This is a genomic window from Streptomyces sp. A0642, assembly GCF_004795105.1.
Lineage (GTDB): Bacteria > Actinomycetota > Actinomycetes > Streptomycetales > Streptomycetaceae > Streptomyces.
Genome location: NZ_SSBL01000014.1, coordinates 93,722 through 112,030, shown reverse-complemented (window position 1 = coordinate 112,030; position 18,309 = coordinate 93,722). Strand labels below are relative to the sequence as shown.

General features: G+C 71.8%; 17 protein-coding genes. 8 read left to right on the top strand and 9 right to left on the bottom strand.

All coding sequences use genetic code 11. The features are described 5' to 3' along the window. Positions 1 to 52 precede the first annotated feature (52 nt). Complete coding sequence (locus E6R60_RS22960; RefSeq protein WP_136328503.1) at positions 53 to 649, top strand: TetR/AcrR family transcriptional regulator; 597 nt, start codon at positions 53 to 55, stop codon at positions 647 to 649. A gap of 39 nt (positions 650 to 688) precedes the next feature. Here the strand turns inward: E6R60_RS22960 and E6R60_RS22955 are convergent, their stop codons facing one another. Next, a complete protein-coding gene (locus tag E6R60_RS22955) occupies positions 689 to 1,525 on the bottom strand; it encodes an HAD family hydrolase (RefSeq protein WP_136328502.1) in 837 nt (278 codons plus the stop codon). Positions 1,526 to 1,629: 104 nt separating this feature from the next. Continuing rightward, positions 1,630 to 2,409, bottom strand: coding sequence for an NAD(P)H-dependent oxidoreductase (locus tag E6R60_RS22950; RefSeq protein WP_136328501.1), 780 nt, complete (start codon positions 2,407 to 2,409; stop codon positions 1,630 to 1,632). Between the two features lie 144 nt (positions 2,410 to 2,553). Between E6R60_RS22950 and E6R60_RS22945 the strand changes: the two genes are divergently transcribed. The 6 genes from E6R60_RS22945 to rbsD all read left to right on the top strand — a co-directional run bounded on the left by E6R60_RS22945 (position 2,554) and on the right by rbsD (position 9,483). After that, complete coding sequence (locus E6R60_RS22945; RefSeq protein WP_240802652.1) at positions 2,554 to 3,435, top strand: helix-turn-helix transcriptional regulator; 882 nt, start codon at positions 2,554 to 2,556, stop codon at positions 3,433 to 3,435. Positions 3,436 to 3,626: 191 nt separating this feature from the next. Then, the gene (locus E6R60_RS22940) at positions 3,627 to 4,661 is read left to right on the top strand and encodes a LacI family DNA-binding transcriptional regulator (RefSeq protein ID WP_136328500.1); all 1,035 of its coding nucleotides are present in this window, start codon (positions 3,627 to 3,629) and stop codon (positions 4,659 to 4,661) included. Continuing rightward, the gene (locus tag E6R60_RS22935; protein ID WP_136328499.1) at positions 4,658 to 6,196 is read left to right on the top strand and encodes a sugar ABC transporter ATP-binding protein; all 1,539 of its coding nucleotides are present in this window, start codon (positions 4,658 to 4,660) and stop codon (positions 6,194 to 6,196) included. Before E6R60_RS22940 ends, E6R60_RS22935 begins: the two co-directional genes overlap by 4 nt. Then, positions 6,186 to 8,147, top strand: a complete 1,962-nt coding sequence (locus tag E6R60_RS22930) for a substrate-binding domain-containing protein (protein ID WP_136328498.1) — start codon at positions 6,186 to 6,188, stop codon at positions 8,145 to 8,147. Before E6R60_RS22935 ends, E6R60_RS22930 begins: the two co-directional genes overlap by 11 nt. A gap of 32 nt (positions 8,148 to 8,179) precedes the next feature. Beyond that, positions 8,180 to 9,097, top strand: a complete 918-nt coding sequence (locus E6R60_RS22925) for a ribokinase (protein WP_136328556.1) — start codon at positions 8,180 to 8,182, stop codon at positions 9,095 to 9,097. Then, complete coding sequence (gene rbsD / locus E6R60_RS22920; protein WP_136328497.1) at positions 9,094 to 9,483, top strand: D-ribose pyranase; 390 nt, start codon at positions 9,094 to 9,096, stop codon at positions 9,481 to 9,483. The genes E6R60_RS22925 and rbsD overlap by 4 nt, the downstream gene beginning before the upstream one ends. A 79-nt stretch (positions 9,484 to 9,562) precedes the next feature. Here the strand turns inward: rbsD and E6R60_RS22915 are convergent, their stop codons facing one another. The 4 genes from E6R60_RS22915 to E6R60_RS22900 form a co-directional block, all read right to left on the bottom strand. Beyond that, positions 9,563 to 10,012 (bottom strand): VOC family protein, encoded by a 450-nt coding sequence (locus E6R60_RS22915; protein WP_136328496.1) that lies wholly within the window; start codon positions 10,010 to 10,012, stop codon positions 9,563 to 9,565. A gap of 43 nt (positions 10,013 to 10,055) precedes the next feature. Continuing rightward, complete coding sequence (locus E6R60_RS22910; RefSeq protein ID WP_136328495.1) at positions 10,056 to 11,594, bottom strand: FAD-dependent oxidoreductase; 1,539 nt, start codon at positions 11,592 to 11,594, stop codon at positions 10,056 to 10,058. Between the two features lie 76 nt (positions 11,595 to 11,670). Continuing rightward, entirely contained in the window at positions 11,671 to 12,636 is a 966-nt protein-coding gene (gene rarD, locus E6R60_RS22905; RefSeq protein ID WP_136328494.1) for an EamA family transporter RarD, read from the bottom strand. Positions 12,637 to 12,778: 142 nt separating this feature from the next. Next, complete coding sequence (locus E6R60_RS22900) at positions 12,779 to 13,639, bottom strand: SDR family oxidoreductase (protein WP_136328493.1); 861 nt, start codon at positions 13,637 to 13,639, stop codon at positions 12,779 to 12,781. Positions 13,640 to 13,748: 109 nt separating this feature from the next. On the opposite strand from E6R60_RS22900, the gene E6R60_RS22895 reads away from it, so the two are divergent. Then, positions 13,749 to 14,171, top strand: coding sequence for a helix-turn-helix domain-containing protein (locus tag E6R60_RS22895; protein ID WP_136328492.1), 423 nt, complete (start codon positions 13,749 to 13,751; stop codon positions 14,169 to 14,171). A gap of 64 nt (positions 14,172 to 14,235) precedes the next feature. Here E6R60_RS22895 and E6R60_RS22890 read toward each other — a convergent pair whose 3' ends face one another. The 3 genes from E6R60_RS22890 to E6R60_RS22880 form a co-directional block, all read right to left on the bottom strand. Then, on the bottom strand, positions 14,236 to 15,294 hold the full coding sequence (locus E6R60_RS22890; protein WP_136328491.1) for a 2-oxoacid:ferredoxin oxidoreductase subunit beta: 1,059 nt from the start codon (positions 15,292 to 15,294) through the stop codon (positions 14,236 to 14,238). Then, the gene (locus E6R60_RS22885) at positions 15,287 to 17,242 is read right to left on the bottom strand and encodes a 2-oxoacid:acceptor oxidoreductase subunit alpha (RefSeq protein ID WP_136328490.1); all 1,956 of its coding nucleotides are present in this window, start codon (positions 17,240 to 17,242) and stop codon (positions 15,287 to 15,289) included. The genes E6R60_RS22890 and E6R60_RS22885 overlap by 8 nt, the downstream gene beginning before the upstream one ends. Before the next feature lie 325 nt (positions 17,243 to 17,567). Then, positions 17,568 to 18,227: a response regulator transcription factor gene (locus tag E6R60_RS22880; RefSeq protein WP_136328555.1), complete on the bottom strand. Its 660-nt coding sequence runs from the start codon at positions 18,225 to 18,227 to the stop codon at positions 17,568 to 17,570. Between the last annotated feature and the right edge of the window lie 82 nt (positions 18,228 to 18,309).

Sequence of the window (18,309 nt, the reverse complement as noted above, 5' to 3'; positions counted from 1 at the left end):
TTGGCGACGGACTGTCAACAACGATTGGCTCGAACAGACCTATGCTCACCGAATGATCACATCGCCGAGTTCCCTGCGCCGGAGCGAAAGCTCCCGCAGGGCGACCCTGGAGGCCGCCCTCGACCTCTGCACGGAGAAGGGGTACGGGCGGGTCACGGTCGAGGCCATCGCGGCCCGGGCGGGCGTCAGCAAGAAGACGATCTACCGCTGGTGGCCGTCGAAGAGCGCGGTGCTGCTGGAGGCGTTCACGGAGGCCCTGGTCACCGCCACCCCGTTCGCCGACACCGGCGACATCACCGAGGACCTGCGCACGCATGTGACGGGCGCGGTGAGATTCCTCGCGGAACCCCCCTTCGGCCCCGCGTACGCCGGCATACTCTCCGAACTCCACCACGACGACGCCCTGGCCGAAACGGTTCGCACCCAACTGATCGACCCCCGCTTCGAGGCAGCGGTCGACCGCCTGCGGTCCGCCCAGAACCAGGGCCAGATCCCACCCGGCGCGGATCTGCGCCTCGCGGTGGAGATGCTCTACGGCCCCGTCTACTACCGTCACGTCCTGCGCAAGCCGATGCAGGATCCTGAGACGGTGACGGCCCTGGTCGCGCACGTGCTGCGGTCGCTGGGGGCCGGGGGAGCCGACGGCTGAGAGCCGCCCGGTGCCCCGGCAGCGCCGCCCGGACGGCGATCAGGGGGCCGGCACCGCCGTCGGCCCCGTGGAGGCGAAGGCCCGCTCCAGGACCACGGCCACCCCGTCCTCCTCATGGGACAGGGTCACCTCGTCCGCCGCCGCCAGAAGCAGCGGATGGGCGTTGGCCATCGCGACCCCGTACCCGCAACTGCGGAACATCGGCAGATCGTTGGGCATGTCGCCGAAGGCGATCGCGGTCGCCGGATCCAGGCCGAGGTACTCGGCGGCGAGCGCGATCCCCGTCCCCTTGTCCACGCCGTACGGCTGGAGCTCGACGGTCCCCGGGCCGGACAGCGTGACGGTGGCCAGATCCCCGACGGCGGCGTGGGCGGCGGAGGCGAGAGCGTCGTCGTCCAGTTCCGGGTGCCGGATCAGCACCTTGACGACCGGCGCCGCCCACAACTCGTCCCGGTGGAGCGCCCGATGGGCCGGCAGTGCGGGGTGCGGCATGAGGTAGCCCGGCTCGATCAGGGTCCGGCCCTCGGGCCCGTCCTGATCGACCGCCGCGAAGACCTGCCCCACCTGCGCCTCTATCTTGCCCAGCGCGGCGGCTGCCAGCTCCCGGTCCAGGCCGACCGCGCGGATCATGAGCCCGGACCCGGCGTCGTACACCTGGGTTCCCTGCCCGCAGACGGCGATACCCCGGTAGCCCAGCCCGGCCAGCAACTCCCTCACCCCCGGAACGGGCCGGCCGGTGACCACCAGGTGGCGGGCTCCCGCGGCGGCCGCGAGGGCGAGGGCGGAGCGGGTGCGGGAGCTCACGGTGTCGTCGCGGCGCAGCAGGGTGCCGTCCAGGTCCGTGGCGACGAGGGCATATGCGGGCGGGAGGGGCATGGGCCGAGCGTATGCGGTCGGCTTCCGGCGGCCGTCAGGGGTGGTTCCGCACGGTCACCGGATCACGCGGCCACCGTCCCCGCCGACGGCCTCGGCGTCGTCGCTCAGCCGCGCACGTGGAGGCCGAAACCCGTGCGGCCCTCCGGCTCCAGTCCCTCCTTCAGGTGCAGCGAGGGGATCTCGTAGTCGCCGAAGTTCTGCCGCCGGAACGGGATCGGGTCGGTCGACTCCAGGGCGAGCAGGCGCTGTTCCCAGGCCTTGGCCGCGTCCGGGAACTCGTCGTCGGTCATCCGGTCGGTGCCGTACAGCACGAACGGCGGCAGTACCTCGACGCCCGGGTAGTACAGGATGCCGTGCTGGATCGGGAACAGCAGGTCGTCGATGGGGCCGTTGATGCCGCGGGCGGCGTAGTGCGACTCCTGGCCGCCGACCGTCACCGACAGCAGGGCCCTGCGGCCCGCGAGCGTGCCTTCGCCGTAGCGCTCGCCGTACTTGGTGTCGTTGTGCTCGCCGACGCCGTACGCGAAGTGGTAGGTGAACACCCGGTCCACCCAGCCCTTGAGGATCGCGGGCATCGAGTACCACCACAGCGGGAACTGGAAGATGACCGTGTCGGCCCACAGCAGCTTCTCCTGCTCGGCACGGACGTCCGGGGTGAGCGTTCCGGCGTCGAAGGCCCGGCCCGAGTCACGGGCGACCCGCAACGGGGCCGAGGCTTCGGGGCCGTAGTCCGCGGCGTCCACGACCGCCTTCCAGTTCATCGCGTACAGATCGCTCACCCGTACCTCGTGGCCGGCGGTCTCCAGGGTGGACACCGCGAGGTCCTTCAGCGCGCTGTTGAGCGACTTCGGTTCGGGGTGGGCGTGGACGATCAGGATCTTCACGGGGACTCCTTCGGGGCGGATCGGATGCCTTCGATTCAAGGCGTCCGGGCGCCCGGTGTTCAGGGACGCGTCTTCCGTCGGACCGGACTTCCTGGTACCGGCAGGGCCACCTTCCCGCGCGACACCGTGCCCATACTGGAGGGCATGGACGATCTCGCGGGCTTCCTGCGGACCCGGCGTTCCCGGGTCGACCCGGCCGCCGTCGGCATCCCCACCGACAGCCGCCGCCGGGTGGAGGGGCTGCGCCGCGAAGAGGTCGCCCACCTGTCCGGAGTCAGCGTCGACTACTACGTACGGCTGGAGCAGGGCCGCGCGACCCAGCCCTCCGAGCAGGTCCTCGACGCGCTCGCCCGTGTCCTCGGCCTCGACGAGACCGAGCGGGAACACCTCCACCGCCTCGCCCGGCAGCGGCGGCGACGTGCGAAGGCGCCGGGCGGACGGGTGCGGCCGGAGGTGCTGCGGGTCCTCGACCTGGTCGTCGACGCACCCGCGCTGATCATGGACCACCGGCTGGACGTCCTCGCCGGGAACCGCCTCGCCGGGCTGCTCTACGGCCGGCCGATGCCGGGCCTGAACACCGCCCGGCACCTCTTCCTGGAGGAGAGCGAGCGCGGTCTGTACGCGGACTGGGAGACCTGCACCCTCGACGCGGTCGGGCATCTGCGCCTGGCCGCCGGCAGATATCCCGAGGATCCCCGCCTCGCCTCGCTCATCGGTGAACTGGCCATGGGCAGCGAGCGGTTCCGTCGGCTCTGGGCCCGGGCGGATGTGCGCGCCCGCACCCATGGGCGCAAGGCGTTCCGGCATCCGCTGGTCGGACTGCTGGAGCTGCACCAGGAGAACTTCGCGCTGCCGGACGAAGCCGGCCGGGAGCTGCTGGTGCTGTCGGCGGCCCCGGGCAGCCCCGCCGAGGACGGGCTGCGCCTGCTGGCGGGCCTGGACGCGGACGGTGGTGCCGGGCAGCGCCTGGACGCGGGGCGCCATGACGCGCCCTCCGCGGTGAACGCCCGCCGGAGCAGCGAGTAACGGGACCGGACTCCCGGTCCTGCTCATCTGAGCGCGCGCATCACGATCTGATTTCTCACTCCCTCACCCCCTTGCCTCAGGCCCGTGTAATCGTTTCCAATCGCTCATGTAATCGTTTCCACGCCTCGCGGCCGGGCAGCTCCCGCTGTCGTCGGCCGCGGTGGACGGAGCCACAAGGAGGTGGTCCGGACATGGCGGGCATCAAAGATGTCGCCGCGGCAGCGGGGGTTTCCGTCGCCACGGTCTCGCGGGTCCTCAACGGACACCCATCGGTGAGTGACGACGCCCGTACGCGGGTGACGGCCGCCGTGGAAGGGCTCGGGTACCGGCCCAACGCGGTCGCCCGGTCGCTGCGCACCGATCAGACGCGCACCCTCGGGCTCGTCATCAGCGACGTGCTCAACCCGTATTTCACCGAGCTGGCCCGGTCGGTGGAGGAGGAGGCGCGGGCGCTCGGCTACAGCGTCATCATCGGCAACGCCAACGAGCGGCCCGAGCTCCAGGACCACCATGTGCGGACCCTGCTCGACCGGCGGATCGACGGGCTCCTCGTCTCACCCGCCGACGGCAGCTCGCCGCTGATGCGGCAGACCGCCGAGGGGCCCACCCCGATGGTCTTCGTCGACCGGTGGATGCCGGGCCTCGACGTCCCCGTGGTCCGGGCCGACGGCACAGGGGCCATCCGGGACCTCGTCGCCCACCTGCACGGCCTCGGCCACCGCAGGCTCGCCATCATCGCCGGGCCCGCCGCCACCACCACGGGCAAGGAGCGCGTCGAGGCCTTCCGCGCGGCGCTGCACGCCTACGGCATCCCGCTGCCCGCCGAACTCGTCGGCCAGGGAGACTTCCAGGCCGACAGCGGCCGGCGCGTCACCGAGGGCTTCCTCGCCCTCGCCCAGCCGCCGGACGTGGTCTTCGCCGCCGACAACCTGATGGCGCTCGGCGCGCTCGACGCGATCCGCGCCCGGGGCCTCTCCGTCCCGGAGGACATCGGGCTGGCGGCCTTCGACGACATCCCGTGGTTCGTCCACACCGGGCCGCCGATCACCGCCGTCGCGCAGCCCACCGCCGACCTCGGCCGGGCCGCCGTGCACGCCTTGACCGACCTCATCGAGGGCAGGCCCCCGCAGTCGGTCACCCTGGCCGCCCGCCTCGTCGTGCGCCGCTCCTGCGGCGAGCCCGCCACCACCGCATCCGATCCCCGCGACGCCAGGAGCAAGCTGTGAGCGACCCGGACGAGTTGCTGCGCATCGAGAACATCCGCAAGACCTTCCCCGGCGTCGTCGCCCTCGACTCGGTCGACTTCGACCTGCGCCGCGGCGAGGTCCACGTCCTGCTCGGCGAGAACGGCGCCGGCAAGAGCACCCTCATCAAGATGCTCTCCGGCGCCTACCGCCCCGACAGCGGCACCGTCTACGCGGAGGGCGCCGAGGTGCGCATCCAGAGCGCCCAGGACGCCGAGCGCCTCAAAATCGCCACCATCTACCAGGAGTTCAACCTGGTGCCCGACCTCACGGTCGCCGAGAACATCTTCCTCGGCCGCCAGCCGCGGCGGTTCGGTCTGATCGACCGCAAGAAGATGGAGGCGGACGCCGAGACGCTGCTGCGCCGGGTCGGTGTCGACGTGTCCCCCCGGGCCCGTGTCCGGGACCTCGGCATCGCCCGCCTCCAGATGGTCGAGATCGCCAAGGCGCTCAGCGTCGACGCCCGCGTGCTGATCATGGACGAGCCGACCGCCGTCCTCACCTCCGAGGAGGTGGAGAAGCTCTTCGCGATCGTGCGGCAGCTGCGTGCCGAAGGCGTCGGAATCGTCTTCATCACCCACCACCTGGAGGAAATCGCCGCCCTCGGCGACCGCGTCACCGTGCTGCGCGACGGCCGCTCCGTCGACCAGGTCCCCGCCTCCACCCCGCAGGACGAACTGGTCCGGCTGATGGTGGGCCGCAGCATCGGCCAGCAGTACCCGCGCGCACGCGCCGAACAGGGCGCACCGCTGCTGACGGTGCGCGGGCTCACCCGGGACGGCGTCTTCCAGGACATCGACTTCGAGGTCCGCGCCGGCGAGATCGTCGGCATCGCCGGACTGGTCGGCGCCGGACGCACCGAGGTCGCCCGCGCCGTGTTCGGCGCCGACCGCTACGACCGCGGCAGCGTCGAGGTCCTCGGCAGCGAGCTGCCCGGCCACGACGTGAACGCCGCCATGAGGGCAGGGCTCGGCCTGGTTCCCGAGGACCGCAAGGGCCAGGGCCTGTTGCTCGACGCCTCCGTGCAGGAGAACCTCGGCCTGGTCACGCTCAAGTCCGCCTCGCGCGGCGGACTCGTCGACCTCAAGGGCCAGCGCACCGCGGCCGCCCGCATCGCCGGACAGCTGGGCGTGCGGATGGCCGGCCTCGGGCAGCACGTGCGCACCCTCTCCGGCGGCAACCAGCAGAAGGTCGTCATCGGCAAGTGGCTGCTGGCCGACACCAAGGTGCTGATCCTCGACGAGCCGACCCGCGGCATCGACGTCGGAGCCAAGGTGGAGATCTACCAGCTCATGAACGAGCTGACCGCCTCCGGCCACGCGGTGCTGATGATCTCCAGCGACCTGCCCGAGGTCCTCGGCATGAGCGACCGCGTGCTCGTCATGGCACAGGGCCGCCTCGCCGGTGAACTCAGCCGGGACGCGGCCACCCAGGACGCCGTGATGGCCCTCGCCCTCACCCCACCCCCCTCGAACGAGCCCGCAGTGAAGAAAGTGGAGGCCCCCCGTGGCCACTGACACCGTCAAGAACAACACGGGCAGCGGCGGCACAACCGCCTCGGCACTGCGCCGCCTCCTGCTCGACAACGGCGCCCTCAGCGCCCTCGTGATCCTGGTCGTCGCCATGTCGGTGCTCTCCGGCGACTTCCTGACCACGGACAACCTGCTCAACGTGGGCGTCCAGGCCGCCGTCACCGCGATCCTCGCCTTCGGCGTCACCTTCGTCATCGTCTCGGCCGGGATCGATCTCTCCGTCGGCTCGGTCGCCGCGCTCTCGGCCACGGTGCTGGCCTGGCTCGCCACCAGCGAAGGCGTCCCCGTCGTCCTCGCCGTGCTGCTCGCCGCGGCCACCGGCCTCGCCTGCGGCCTGGTCAACGGCGCGCTCGTCGCGTACGGCAAACTCCCGCCGTTCATCGCGACGCTGGCCATGCTCTCCATCGGGCGCGGGCTCTCCCTGGTCATCTCGCAGGGCAGCCCCATCGCCTTCCCCGAGTCGGTCTCGCGGATAGGCGACACCCTCGGCGGCTGGCTGCCGGTGCCGGTCCTCGTCATGATCGCGATGGGCCTGATCACCGCCGTCATCCTGCGGCGCACCTACATCGGCCGGTCCATGTACGCGATCGGCGGCAACGAGGAGGCGGCCCGCCTCTCCGGCATCCGGGTCAAGCGCCAGAAGCTCGTCATCTACGCCCTCGCCGGTCTCTTCGCGGCCGTCGCCGGTGTCGTCCTCGCCTCCCGGCTCGCCTCCGCGCAGCCGCAGGCCGCCCAGGGATACGAACTGGACGCCATCGCCGCCGTCGTCATCGGCGGCGCCAGCCTCGCCGGCGGTGTCGGCAAGGCCTCGGGCACCCTCATCGGCGCTCTGATCCTCGCCGTGCTCCGCAACGGCCTCAACCTGCTCTCCGTGTCCGCCTTCTGGCAGCAGGTCGTCATCGGCGTCGTCATCGCGCTGGCCGTCCTCTTCGACACGCTGCGCCGCCGCACCGGCAGTACGGCGGGCGCCGCGGGAGCACCCGGGGCGTCGGGATCCGGCGGCAAGGGGAAGAGCGCGATGAAGATCGGCGCGGCCGCCGTCGCGCTGGCCGCCGTCGTCGCCGCCGTCACGCTCTTCAACCCGGGCTCCTCCTCGACCACCACGAAGATCGGGATGTCGCTCTCCACGCTCAACAACCCCTTCTTCGTCCAGATGAAGGAAGGCGCCCAGGCCGAGGCGAAGGCCGCCGGTGTCGAACTGACCGTCACCGACGCCCAGAACGACGCCTCGCAGCAGGCCAACCAGCTCCAGAACTTCACCAGTTCCCAGATGGCCTCGGTGATCGTCAACCCCGTCGACTCCGATGCCGTCGGCCCCGCCGTGCGCGGCGCCAACAAGGCGGACATCCCCGTGATCGCCGCCGACCGGGGCGTCAACAAGGCCGACACGGCGGCGTTCGTCGCCTCCGACAACGTCGAGGGCGGCAAGCTCGCCGCCAAGGCGCTCGCGGACGAGCTGGGCGGCCGGGGGAAGATCGTCATCCTCCAGGGCACGGCCGGCACCTCCGCCAGCCGTGAGCGCGGAGCGGGCTTCGCCGAGGGACTCGCGGCGTACCCGGGCATCAAGGTCGTCGCCAAGCAGCCCGCCGACTTCGACCGCTCCAAGGGCCTGGACGTGATGACCAACATGCTGCAGGGCCACGGGGACATCGACGGTGTCTTCGCGGAGAACGACGAGATGGCCCTCGGCGCGGCGAAGGCGCTCGGCGCCAAGGCCGGCAAGGACGTCGCCGTGGTCGGCTTCGACGGCACGCCGGACGGGCTGAAGGCGGTCGAGGGCGGCACCCTCTTCGCCTCCGTCGCCCAGCAGCCCGCCGAACTCGGCAAGGTCGCCGTGCAGAACGCGGTCAAGGCGGCGCGGGGGGAGAGGACCGACGCCCAGGTGAAGGTGCCGGTCAAGGTCGTCACCGCGAAGAACGTCGCCGACTTCTCCTGAGGAAGCACGAGTTGAGGAAGCGAGAAACCACCGTGCAGGAACAGCACGCGGGCCACGACCTGCTGGTCGTCGGTTCGGCCAACGCCGACCTGGTGATCAGCGTCGCGCGCAGGCCGGCCGCCGGGGAGACGGTGCTCGGCTCCGACCTCGCCGTCCACCCCGGCGGCAAGGGCGGCAACCAGGCCGTCGCCGCCGCCCGCCTCGGAGCCCGTACGGCACTGCTGGCCCGGGTCGGCGACGACGCGCACGGACGGCTGCTGCTCGACGCGCAGCGCAGGGCCGGCACCGACACCGCGGGGGTGCTGGTCGGCGGGGCTCCCACCGGGGTCGCCCTGATCACCGTGGACCCTTCGGGCGACAACAGCATCGTCGTGTCCCCGGGGGCCAACGCCCGGCTCACGCCCGCCGACGTGCGGGCCGCGGAGGCCCTCGTCGCGGGGGCCCGGGTGGTCTCCACCCAGCTGGAGATCCCGCTGGAGACGGTGACGGAACTGGTGCGGACCCTTCCGGCCGGCGGGCGGCTGGTGCTCAACCCGTCGCCGCCCGCACCGCTGCCCGCCGAGGTCCTGGCGGTCTGCGACCCCTTGGTGGTCAATGAGCACGAGGCCCGGTTCATCCTGGGCGACGGGGCGGGGGAGACACCCGAGGAGTGGGCGCGGGGGCTGCTGGCCCTCGGTCCGCGCTCGGTCGTGGTCACGCTCGGCGCGGCGGGCGCGCTCGTCGCGGGCCCCCTCGACGGAGTCGGGGTGCGGGTGGCCAGCCCGCGCGTCGAGGCCGTCGACACCACCGGCGCGGGCGACGCCTTCACGGCAGCGCTCGCCTGGCGGCTCGGCCTCGGCGAGAGCCTCGTCGAAGCGGCCCGTTACGCGGTGCGGGTCGGTGCCGCCGCCGTCACCCGGCCGGGGGCGCAGGATTCGTACCCGACCGCCGAGGAGGTGGCGGCCCGGTGAAGCGGTCCGGAATCCTCAACCGGCGCCTCGCGGGGGCGCTGGCCGGACTCGGCCACGGCGACGAGGTGCTCGTCTGCGATGTGGGCATGCCCATACCGGCCGGCCCGCGCGTGGTCGACCTGGCCTTCCGGGCCGGGATCCCCTCCTTCGCCGAGGTCCTCGACGGGCTCCTCGACGAGCTGGTGGTGGAGGGCGCGACGGCGGCCGAGGAGGTCCGCACCTCCGCCCCCGCCACGGACCGGCTGCTCGCCGCCCGGCTGCCCGGGCTGGAGTACGTCAGCCACGACCAGTTGAAGGCCCGCACCGCCCGGGCCCGGCTGGTGGTCCGCACCGGCGAGGCGACACCGTACGCCAACGTGTCCCTGCGGTGCGGGGTCTTCTTCTGACCCGTCCGTCCCGGCCGGGCGAAGCCCCCTCGCGCACCGCACGAGGGGGCTTCGCGCTGCGCCGGATCCTTCCGGGCGCCTACTGCACGCAGAACTCGTTGCCCTCCGGGTCGGCGAGCACCGTCCACGTCCCGCCCGGCTCCGCCACCTTGCGGAGGACCCTCGCGCCCAGGCCCTCCAGCCGGGCGACTTCCGCGTCGCGGCGCTCCGGCCCGGCGTGCAGGTCGAGGTGGAGCCGGTTCTTCACCGTCTTGGGCTCGGGCACGCGCTGGAACAGCAGCCGCCGCCCCAGCCCCGTCCCGCTCTCCTCCTCGTACGGATCGTCCGGGTGCCGTACCGCCGCCAGGTCGAGCCAGGCCCGCCGCCCGTGCGCGGTCGTCGTGATCGCCTCCGGTACGGCTCCGAGGCCCAGGAGGCGTTCGACCAGGGGGCTGTTGTCCTCGATCTCGTAGCCGAGGGCCGCGGACCAGAAGCCCGCCTGGGCGTGCGGGTCGGCGGCGTCGACGACGACTTTCCACTCAAGAGTCATGCGGTCATTCTTGCCCCGGAGCCGGTGAGGCGCACGGGCGTTGTCAGGCGGCGGCGCGCAGGTACTCCCCGACCGCCCGCGTGTCCGCGGCAGGGACGATCAGGCCGACGTGGTTGTCCGGGCGGATCAGGACCAGGAGGTCCTCGCCGGGACCGACGCCGTACGCCGAACGGGCGTGACCGCCGTCGTCGGCCAGTCCGTGCGGGCCGCCCGCGTCCACCCCGTACGCCAGCAGGTCGCCCTCGTGCGCCGCCGACGCCTCCCGGAGCGCGGCCGCCGTCCCCGTGCCGAAGCCGAGCAGGGTGAAGTGCGGTCCCGCGAAGGTCTCGAACAGGCGGCGGGGAGCACCGGTCGCCAGATCGCGGCAGGGGGCGTCCGGGGCACGGTCGCCGGCCCGCAGCCGGGACGTCGCGCCGCCGCGGGCCAGGGAGCTCCAGCGGTAGCCGTCGCCGAGGCCGTCGGTGCGCGGGACGATCGCCGTGTCGAGGCCGCCGCCCGGCTCCTTGATCGCCTCCAGCGTGGCCCGCAGCCGCTCCGCGCTCAGGTCCAGGACGTCGGCCGCGACGGGCAGCCGCTCCTCCTCGTACGTGTCCAGGAGGGCCGCGTCAGCCCGTCCCGCGGCCACCCGGGCGAGCTTCCAGCCGAGGTTGTACGCGTCCTGGATGCCGGTGTTCATGCCCAGCCCGCCCGCGATCGAGTGCACGTGCGCGGCATCGCCCGCCAGGAACACCCGGCCCACCCGGTAGCGCTCCGCCAGGCGTTCGTTGACCCGGTAGGTGGAGAGCAGCGTGGCCTCGGACAGCAGGCCGCCCGGCAGCCCCGCATGCTTGGCGAACAGCCGCTGGAAGCTCTCCAGGGACGGCGGTACGGGGGCGCCGGAGGCGTCGGTCTCGGGCCCGGCCTGGAACCACCAGCCCGAGCGCGTGCCGGGGATCGGGCAGAGCATCACGGCGCCGTCCTCGTCGAACCACTGGTGCCAGAGGCCGCGGTCCGGTCCCGTCACCTCGACGTCGCCGCAGACCATCATCTGCGTCTCGTCCGTCTTCCCCTCGAACGGGACGCCCAGCAGCTTGCGCACCGCGCTGTGACCGCCGTCGCAGCCGACGGCGTACCGGGCCGGGATCTCCCCGCCGTCGGCGAGCGTGGCGGTCACGGTCGTGCGGTCCTGGGCGAGACCCACGAGTTCGCGGCCGAGTCCGACGTGTACGCCGTACGTCGCGAGCCGGTCCCGCAGGACCTCCTCCAGCCGCCACTGGGCGATCATCCGGCCCCGGTCGTAGGGGGCGTCCGGTGTCGGGCGCGCGTCGGCGAAGGGGGTGGCGTCGGCGATGGCCACCCCGCCCCGGTACTTGCGCATCGGCGGGGGCGCGGCCCCGGCGGCCAGCACCTCGTCGACGACCCCGAGGTCCTCCAGGACCTCCAGGGAACGCGGGTTGGGGCCCTTCGCCCGCGAACTGCGCGGGAACTGCGGGGCCTTGTCGATGATCGTCACGTCGACGGCCCGCCGGGCGAGATCGATGGCCAGGGTGAGCCCGGTCGGCCCGGCGCCGACGATCAGCACGGTGGTCGGGGATGGGGGCATGCGTACTCCTCGGTCGGGCGTCCGTGACAGCCTCCAGGGAAACGCAACCGAGTCATAAAAGCAACTAGGTAATGACTTAGGGAGTGGCTGAGGTCTCCGTCACGGTGGGGGCGCCCTGCTGCGCCGCGGCCAGCCGCGCGGCCTGGGCGCGCACGCGCGTGCGCCGGGACGTCCGCAACGCGTCCCAGGTCAGCAGCGTGAGGGCCAGCCAGACCAGCGCGAACCCCGCCCAGCGCTCCGGGGGCATCGCCTCGTGGAAGTACACGATCCCGAGGAGGAACTGGAAGACCGGCGCCAGGTACTGCAACAGGCCGAGCGTCGAGAGCGGCACACGGATCGCGGCCGCCCCGAACAGGACCAGCGGGACGGCGGTCACCAGGCCGGTCGCCGCGAGCAGCGCCGCATGGCCGGCGCCTTCCGAGGTGAAGGTCGACTCGCCCTGGGTGCCCAGCCACACCAGGTAGCCGAGCGCGGGCACGAACAGCACGGCGGTCTCGGCCGTGAGCGACTCCAGGCCGCCCATGTCGACCTTCTTCTTGACCAGCCCGTACGTGGCGAACGAGAAGGCCAGCACCAGAGAGATCCAGGGCGGCTGCCCGTAGCCGATCGCCAGGACGAGCACCGCCGCGAGACCCGTGCCGACCGCCACCCACTGCGCGGGGCGCAGCCGTTCGCCGAGGAGCAGGACGCCCATGGCGATGGTGACCAGTGGATTGATGAAGTAGCCGAGGGATGCCTCGACGACGTGTCCGTGGTTGACGGACCAGATGTAGAGACCCCAGTTGACGGTGATCACGGCCGCGGCGACGGTGATCAGTCCCAGCTTCCTCGGCTGCCGGAGCAGCGTGCCGATCCACGACCAGCGCCGCAGTACGAGCAGGGAGACGCCGACGACGCCCAGGGACCAGACCATGCGGTGGGCGAGGATCTCGATCGCGCCGGACGGCTTCAGCAGGGGCCAGAAGAGCGGGACGACCCCCCACAGGCCGTAGGCCCCGAGCCCGGACAGGAATCCGGCCCGCTGTTCGTTCTTTCCCCTCACGGGCCCCTCCTGGCAGGTGTCCGTCGACGGCTCCGCCGACCTGACGAAGGTAGCGCCGGGGCGGCCCGGTGTCATAGCCGTATCGCCAGACGGTCATGACATCGGGCCGGAGGCCGGGTGGGCGCGCGCCGGCTGTGCGCCCCTACTGGGCGGCGACCGCGGCGGCGACGGTCCCGGCGAGCGGCGTGGTCGGACGGCCGATCAGCCGGGCCAGGTCGCCGCCTGTGCGGGCCAGCAGTCCGCGCCGGATCGCCTCGTCCACGTCGACGAGGATCGCCGCGAAGGCCTCCGGCACGCCGGCGCCGACCAGGATCTCCTGGTGCACGGCGGCCGGGACGTCCTGGTGGGCGATCTCCTTGCCGGAGGCCCGGGAGACCTCGGCTGCGTACTCCGCGAACGACCAGGCGACGTCCCCGCTCAGCTCGTAGACCGCGCCCAGGTGACCCTCGCCGGTCAGGACGGCGGCGGCCGCGGCGGCGTAGTCGGCGCGGGTGGCGGAGGCGACCCGGCCCTCGCCCGCGTTGGCCACGACGGCTCCGTGGGCCAGGACGGGGGCCAGATGGGCGGTGTAGTTCTCCGTGTACCAGCCGTTGCGCAGGAACGTGTACGGCAGGCCCGAGTCGAGGATCAGCTGCTCGGTCACCTTGTGCTCCGCGGCCAGCTGGAAGTCGGCGTCCGGTCCGCCCAGGATGCCCGTGTACGCGAGCTGCGCCACGCCGGCCGCCTTGGCCGCGTCGATGACCGCGGCGTGCTGCGCGACGCGGCTGCCGACCTCGCTGCCGGAGATGAGCAGGACCCGGTCACCGGCACGGAAGGCGCCGGTCAGCGTCTCGGGGCGGCTGTAGTCGGCGATCCGGAGCTCCACGCCGCGGGCGGCGAGACCGGCGGCCTTCTCCTTGTCGCGGACCACGGCGGCGATCCGGTCGGCGGGGACGGTGGTCAGCAGCTGCTCGATGACGAGACGGCCGAGTGCTCCGGTGGCTCCGGTGACGACGATGCTCATGGGGTGTTTCTCCTCTTCAGGTGCTTTGTTCCTGTTCGCGCGTTCTGCTCCTCACTGTAGGGGGTGCACTAACCAAACGAAAGTACCCACTTTGAAGTAAGGTACAGGTATGAGCGTAAGTAACGTGGAGCGAGGGCTCGAAGGCCGGCCGGTCGCCCGGCCCGACGTGCGCGAGCCGATGTGCCCCTCTCGGCTGGTCCTCGAACACGTCACCAGCCGCTGGGGCGTCCTGGTGCTAGCCGCCCTGCTGGAGCGCTCGTACCGCTTCAGCGAGCTGCGCCGCGAGGTCGGCGGCGTCAGCGAGAAGATGCTGGCCCAGACCCTCCAGACCCTGGAGCGCGACGGCTTCGTCGACCGGGACGCCAAGCCGGTGATCCCGCCACGGGTGGACTACACCCTCACCGATCTGGGCCGGGAGGCCGCGGAGCAGGTGTGGGCGCTGGCACGCTGGTCGGAGCGCAGCCTGGACGCGGTGGACGCGGCGCGCACGGCGTACGACGCGCGCAAGCAGGGGCGCGAACCGGCGGCGTGACGCACGAAGCGCCGGCGCCCCGTGTCGGGGACGCCGGCGCTTCGAGGCTGCCGGGACGCAGGTCCTAGCCGGCCACCGTCCAGTTGTCGTTGCCCGCGAGCAGTGCGGCCAGGTCGCCCTTGCCATGCTGCTCGACGGCGGTGTCGAGCTGGTCGGCCATGAGGGTGTCGTAGACCGGCCGTTGGACGTCGCGCAGGACCCCGATGGGGGTGTGGTGCAGGGTGTCCGGATCGGCCAGCCTGCTGAGCGCGAAGGCGGTCGTCGGCGATGCGGCGTGCGCGTCGTGGACGAGGATCTGCGGCCGGTTCTCCTCCGTGACGGCGACCACCCTCAGATCACCCGTCAGCGAGTCGCGCACGACGCCCTTCGAGCCGTCCGTGCCGAAGAGGATCGGCTGCCCGTGCTCCAGGCGGATCACCGCCTCCTGGGCCTGCTCCTTGTCCTTCAGGACCTCGAACGCGCCGTCGTTGAAGATGTTGCAGTTCTGGTAGATCTCCACCAGCGCCGTGCCGGGGTGGTCGGCCGCCGCGCGCAGCACGCTCGTGAGGTGCTTGCGGTCGGAGTCGACGGTACGGGCGACGAACGAGGCCTCCGCGCCGATGGCGAGGGACACCGGGTTGAAGGGGGCGTCGAGCGACCCCATCGGCGTCGACTTGGTGATCTTGCCGACCTCGGAGGTGGGGGAGTACTGACCCTTGGTCAGCCCGTAGATCCGGTTGTTGAACAGCAGGATCTTCAGGTTCACGTTGCGGCGGAGCGCGTGGATGAGGTGGTTGCCGCCGATGGACAGGGCGTCCCCGTCCCCGGTGACCACCCAGACGCTCAGGTCGCGCCGGGACGAGGCGAGCCCGGTGGCGATGGCCGGGGCGCGGCCGTGGATGGAGTGCATCCCGTACGTGTTCATGTAGTACGGGAAGCGGGAGGAGCAGCCGATGCCGGAGACGAAGACGATGTTCTCCTTCGCCAGTCCGAGCTCGGGCATGAAGCCCTGCACGGCGGCGAGGACCGCGTAGTCACCGCAACCGGGGCACCAGCGCACTTCCTGGTCGGACTTGAAGTCCTTCATGGACTGCTTGGCCTCGGTCTTCGGCACCAGCTGGAGGAGTTCGTTGGTCTCAGGCATCGATGGCCTCCTGGAGGGCCGCGGCAAGCTGCTCGGCCTTGAACGGCATGCCGTTGACCTGGTTGTAACTGTGCGCGTCCACCAGGTACTTGGCCCGGATGAGCGTGGCCAGCTGCCCGAGGTTCATCTCGGGGACGACCACCTTGTCGTAACGCTTCAGCACCTCGCCGAGATTCCGCGGGAACGGATTGAGGTGACGCAGGTGCGCCTGTGCGATGGGGTGCCCGGCGGCGCGGAGCCGTCGCACGGCGGCCGTGATGGGGCCGTACGTCGATCCCCAGCCGAGCACCAGGGTCCTGGCCTCCGCCGGGTCGTCGACCTCCAGGTCCGGGACCTCGATGCCGTCGATCTTGGCCTGGCGGGTGCGGACCATGAAGTCGTGGTTGGCGGGGTCGTAGGAGATGTTGCCGGTGCCGTCCTGCTTCTCGATGCCGCCGATGCGGTGTTCGAGGCCGGGGGTGCCGGGAACGGCCCAGGGGCGGGCCAGGGTCTGCGGGTCGCGCTTGTACGGCCAGAAGACCTCGGTGCCGTCGGCCAGCTCGTGGTTCGGGCCCTGGGCGAACTGGACGCGGAGATCCGGGAGTTCGTCGACCTCCGGGATGCGCCAGGGCTCGGAGCCGTTGGCGAGGTAGCCGTCGGAGAGCAGGAAGACCGGGGTCCGGTAGGTCAGGGCGATCCGGGCGGCGTCGAGGGCCGCGTCGAAGCAGTCCGCCGGGGTCTTCGGGGCCACGATCGGGACCGGGGCCTCGCCGTTGCGCCCGTACATCGCCTGGAGGAGGTCGGCCTGCTCGGTCTTGGTCGGCAGTCCGGTGGAGGGGCCGCCGCGCTGGATGTCGATGATGAGCAGGGGGAGTTCGAGGGAGACGGCCAGGCCGATGGTCTCGGACTTGAGCGCCACACCCGGGCCGGAGGTGGTGGTGACCGCGAGACTGCCGCCGAAGGCCGCGCCGAGCGCGGCGCCGATCCCGGCGATCTCGTCCTCGGCCTGGAAGGTGCGTACGCCGAAGTTCTTGTGCCGGGACAGCTCGTGCAGGATGTCCGAGGCCGGGGTGATCGGGTACGAGCCGAGGTACAGCGGCAGGTCCGCCTGCCGGCCCGCGGCGATCAGACCGTAGGACAGGGCCAGGTTCCCCGAGATGTTGCGGTACGTACCGGTGGGGAACGCGGTCGTGGCCGGGGCCACCTCGTAACTGACCGCGAAGTCCTCCGTGGTCTCCCCGAAGTTCCAGCCGGCCCGGAACGCCGCCACGTTCGCCTCGGCGATCTGCGGCTTCTTGGCGAACTTGGTCCGGAGGAACTTCTCCGTGTTCTCGGTGGGCCGGTGGTACATCCACGACAGCAGACCGAGCGCGAACATGTTCTTGGAGCGCTCGGCCTCCTTGCGGGAGAGCCCGAACTCCTTCAGCGCCTCGATGGTGAGCGTGGTGAGCGGCACCGGATGGACGTGGTACGCCTCCAGGGAGCCGTCCTCCAGGGGGCTGGTCTCGTAACCCACCTTCGCCATCGGCCGCTTGGTGAACTCATCGGTGTTGACGATGATGTCGGCGCCCCGGGGTACGTCGGCGATGTTGGCCTTGAGCGCGGCCGGGTTCATCGCGACCAGGACGTTCGGCGCGTCACCCGGGGTCAGGATGTCGTGGTCGGCGAAGTGGAGCTGGAACGAGGACACGCCCGGCAGGGTTCCCGCGGGCGCGCGGATCTCGGCGGGGAAGTTCGGCAGCGTGGAGAGGTCGTTCCCGAAGGACGCGGTCTCCGAGGTGAAACGGTCACCCGTGAGCTGCATGCCGTCTCCGGAGTCACCCGCGAAGCGGATGATCACCCGGTCCAGGCGGCGGACCTCTTTCCCGTCGGCGCCTGCTGGTGCGGACTGGGGGGCACGCTGTCCCCCTACGAGTGCCTCACTGGCCTCGTCGGCCTGTTCGGCTGGGCTACTGACCTGGCTGGTCACTTACTGGACCTCCCTCGGCGCGGCGGCTCGGAACCATCCGGCCCGCCGGCGGTCCCCAGCCCCACCCTACGACTGTAAGGGTCGCCTTCCTCGGGCCGATCACATGGTGGACGGCCTTTTGAGACGCTTTCCGGTGCTGCTCCGCCATGATTCATCAGCCACTCGGATCCTCGGCGGACCTTTGGTTGAGTCGGCGAGGGGCGAGTCGCCACTTGCCTGGTCGGAGCGGTGCAAGGAGTGCCTCCAAAGATACCTGACTGGGTGTCAGAAAAGGCGGTGCGGCGCCGGAATGCCGCCATCGGAGGTGCGGCCCGCGGGATGCGGCTCAGGAATTCAGATACGTCAGCACCGCGAGCACCCGCCGGTGGTCCCCGTCGCTCGGGGACAGCCCCAGCTTCAGGAAGATGTTGCTGACGTGCTTCTCCACCGCGCCGTCGCTCACCACGAGCTGCCTGGCCACCGCCGAATTCGTCCGGCCCTCCGCCATCAGGCCGAGCACCTCGCGCTCACGCGGAGTGAGCCCGGCCAGCACGTCCTGCTTACGGCTCCGGCCCAGCAGCTGCGCCACCACCTCCGGGTCCAGCGCCGTGCCGCCCTGAGCCACCCGGACCACCGCGTCGACGAACTCGCGGACCTCGGCGACCCGGTCCTTCAGCAGGTACCCCACACCCCGGCTGGACCCGGCCAGCAGCTCGGTGGCGTACCGCTCCTCGACGTACTGCGAGAGAACCAGCACACCGATCCCCGGGTACTCCTTGCGCAGCCGCACCGCGGCCCGCACGCCCTCGTCCGTGTGCGTCGGCGGCATCCGCACGTCGGCGACCACCACATCGGGCAGCGCGTCCTGGCCGGCGAGGTCGCTCACCGTCTTGATCAGCGCCTCGGCGTCACCGACGCCCGCCACGACGTCATGCCCGAGATCGGTCAGCAGCCGGGTGAGTCCTTCCCGGAGCAGTACCGAATCCTCGGCGATGACCACGCGCACTCTGTCCTCCACCACGACGCTGATTCCCCCACTGCTCGCTTGTCCGCTGTCCCGCCCGTACGCCGTCCAGCATCCCAGTAAC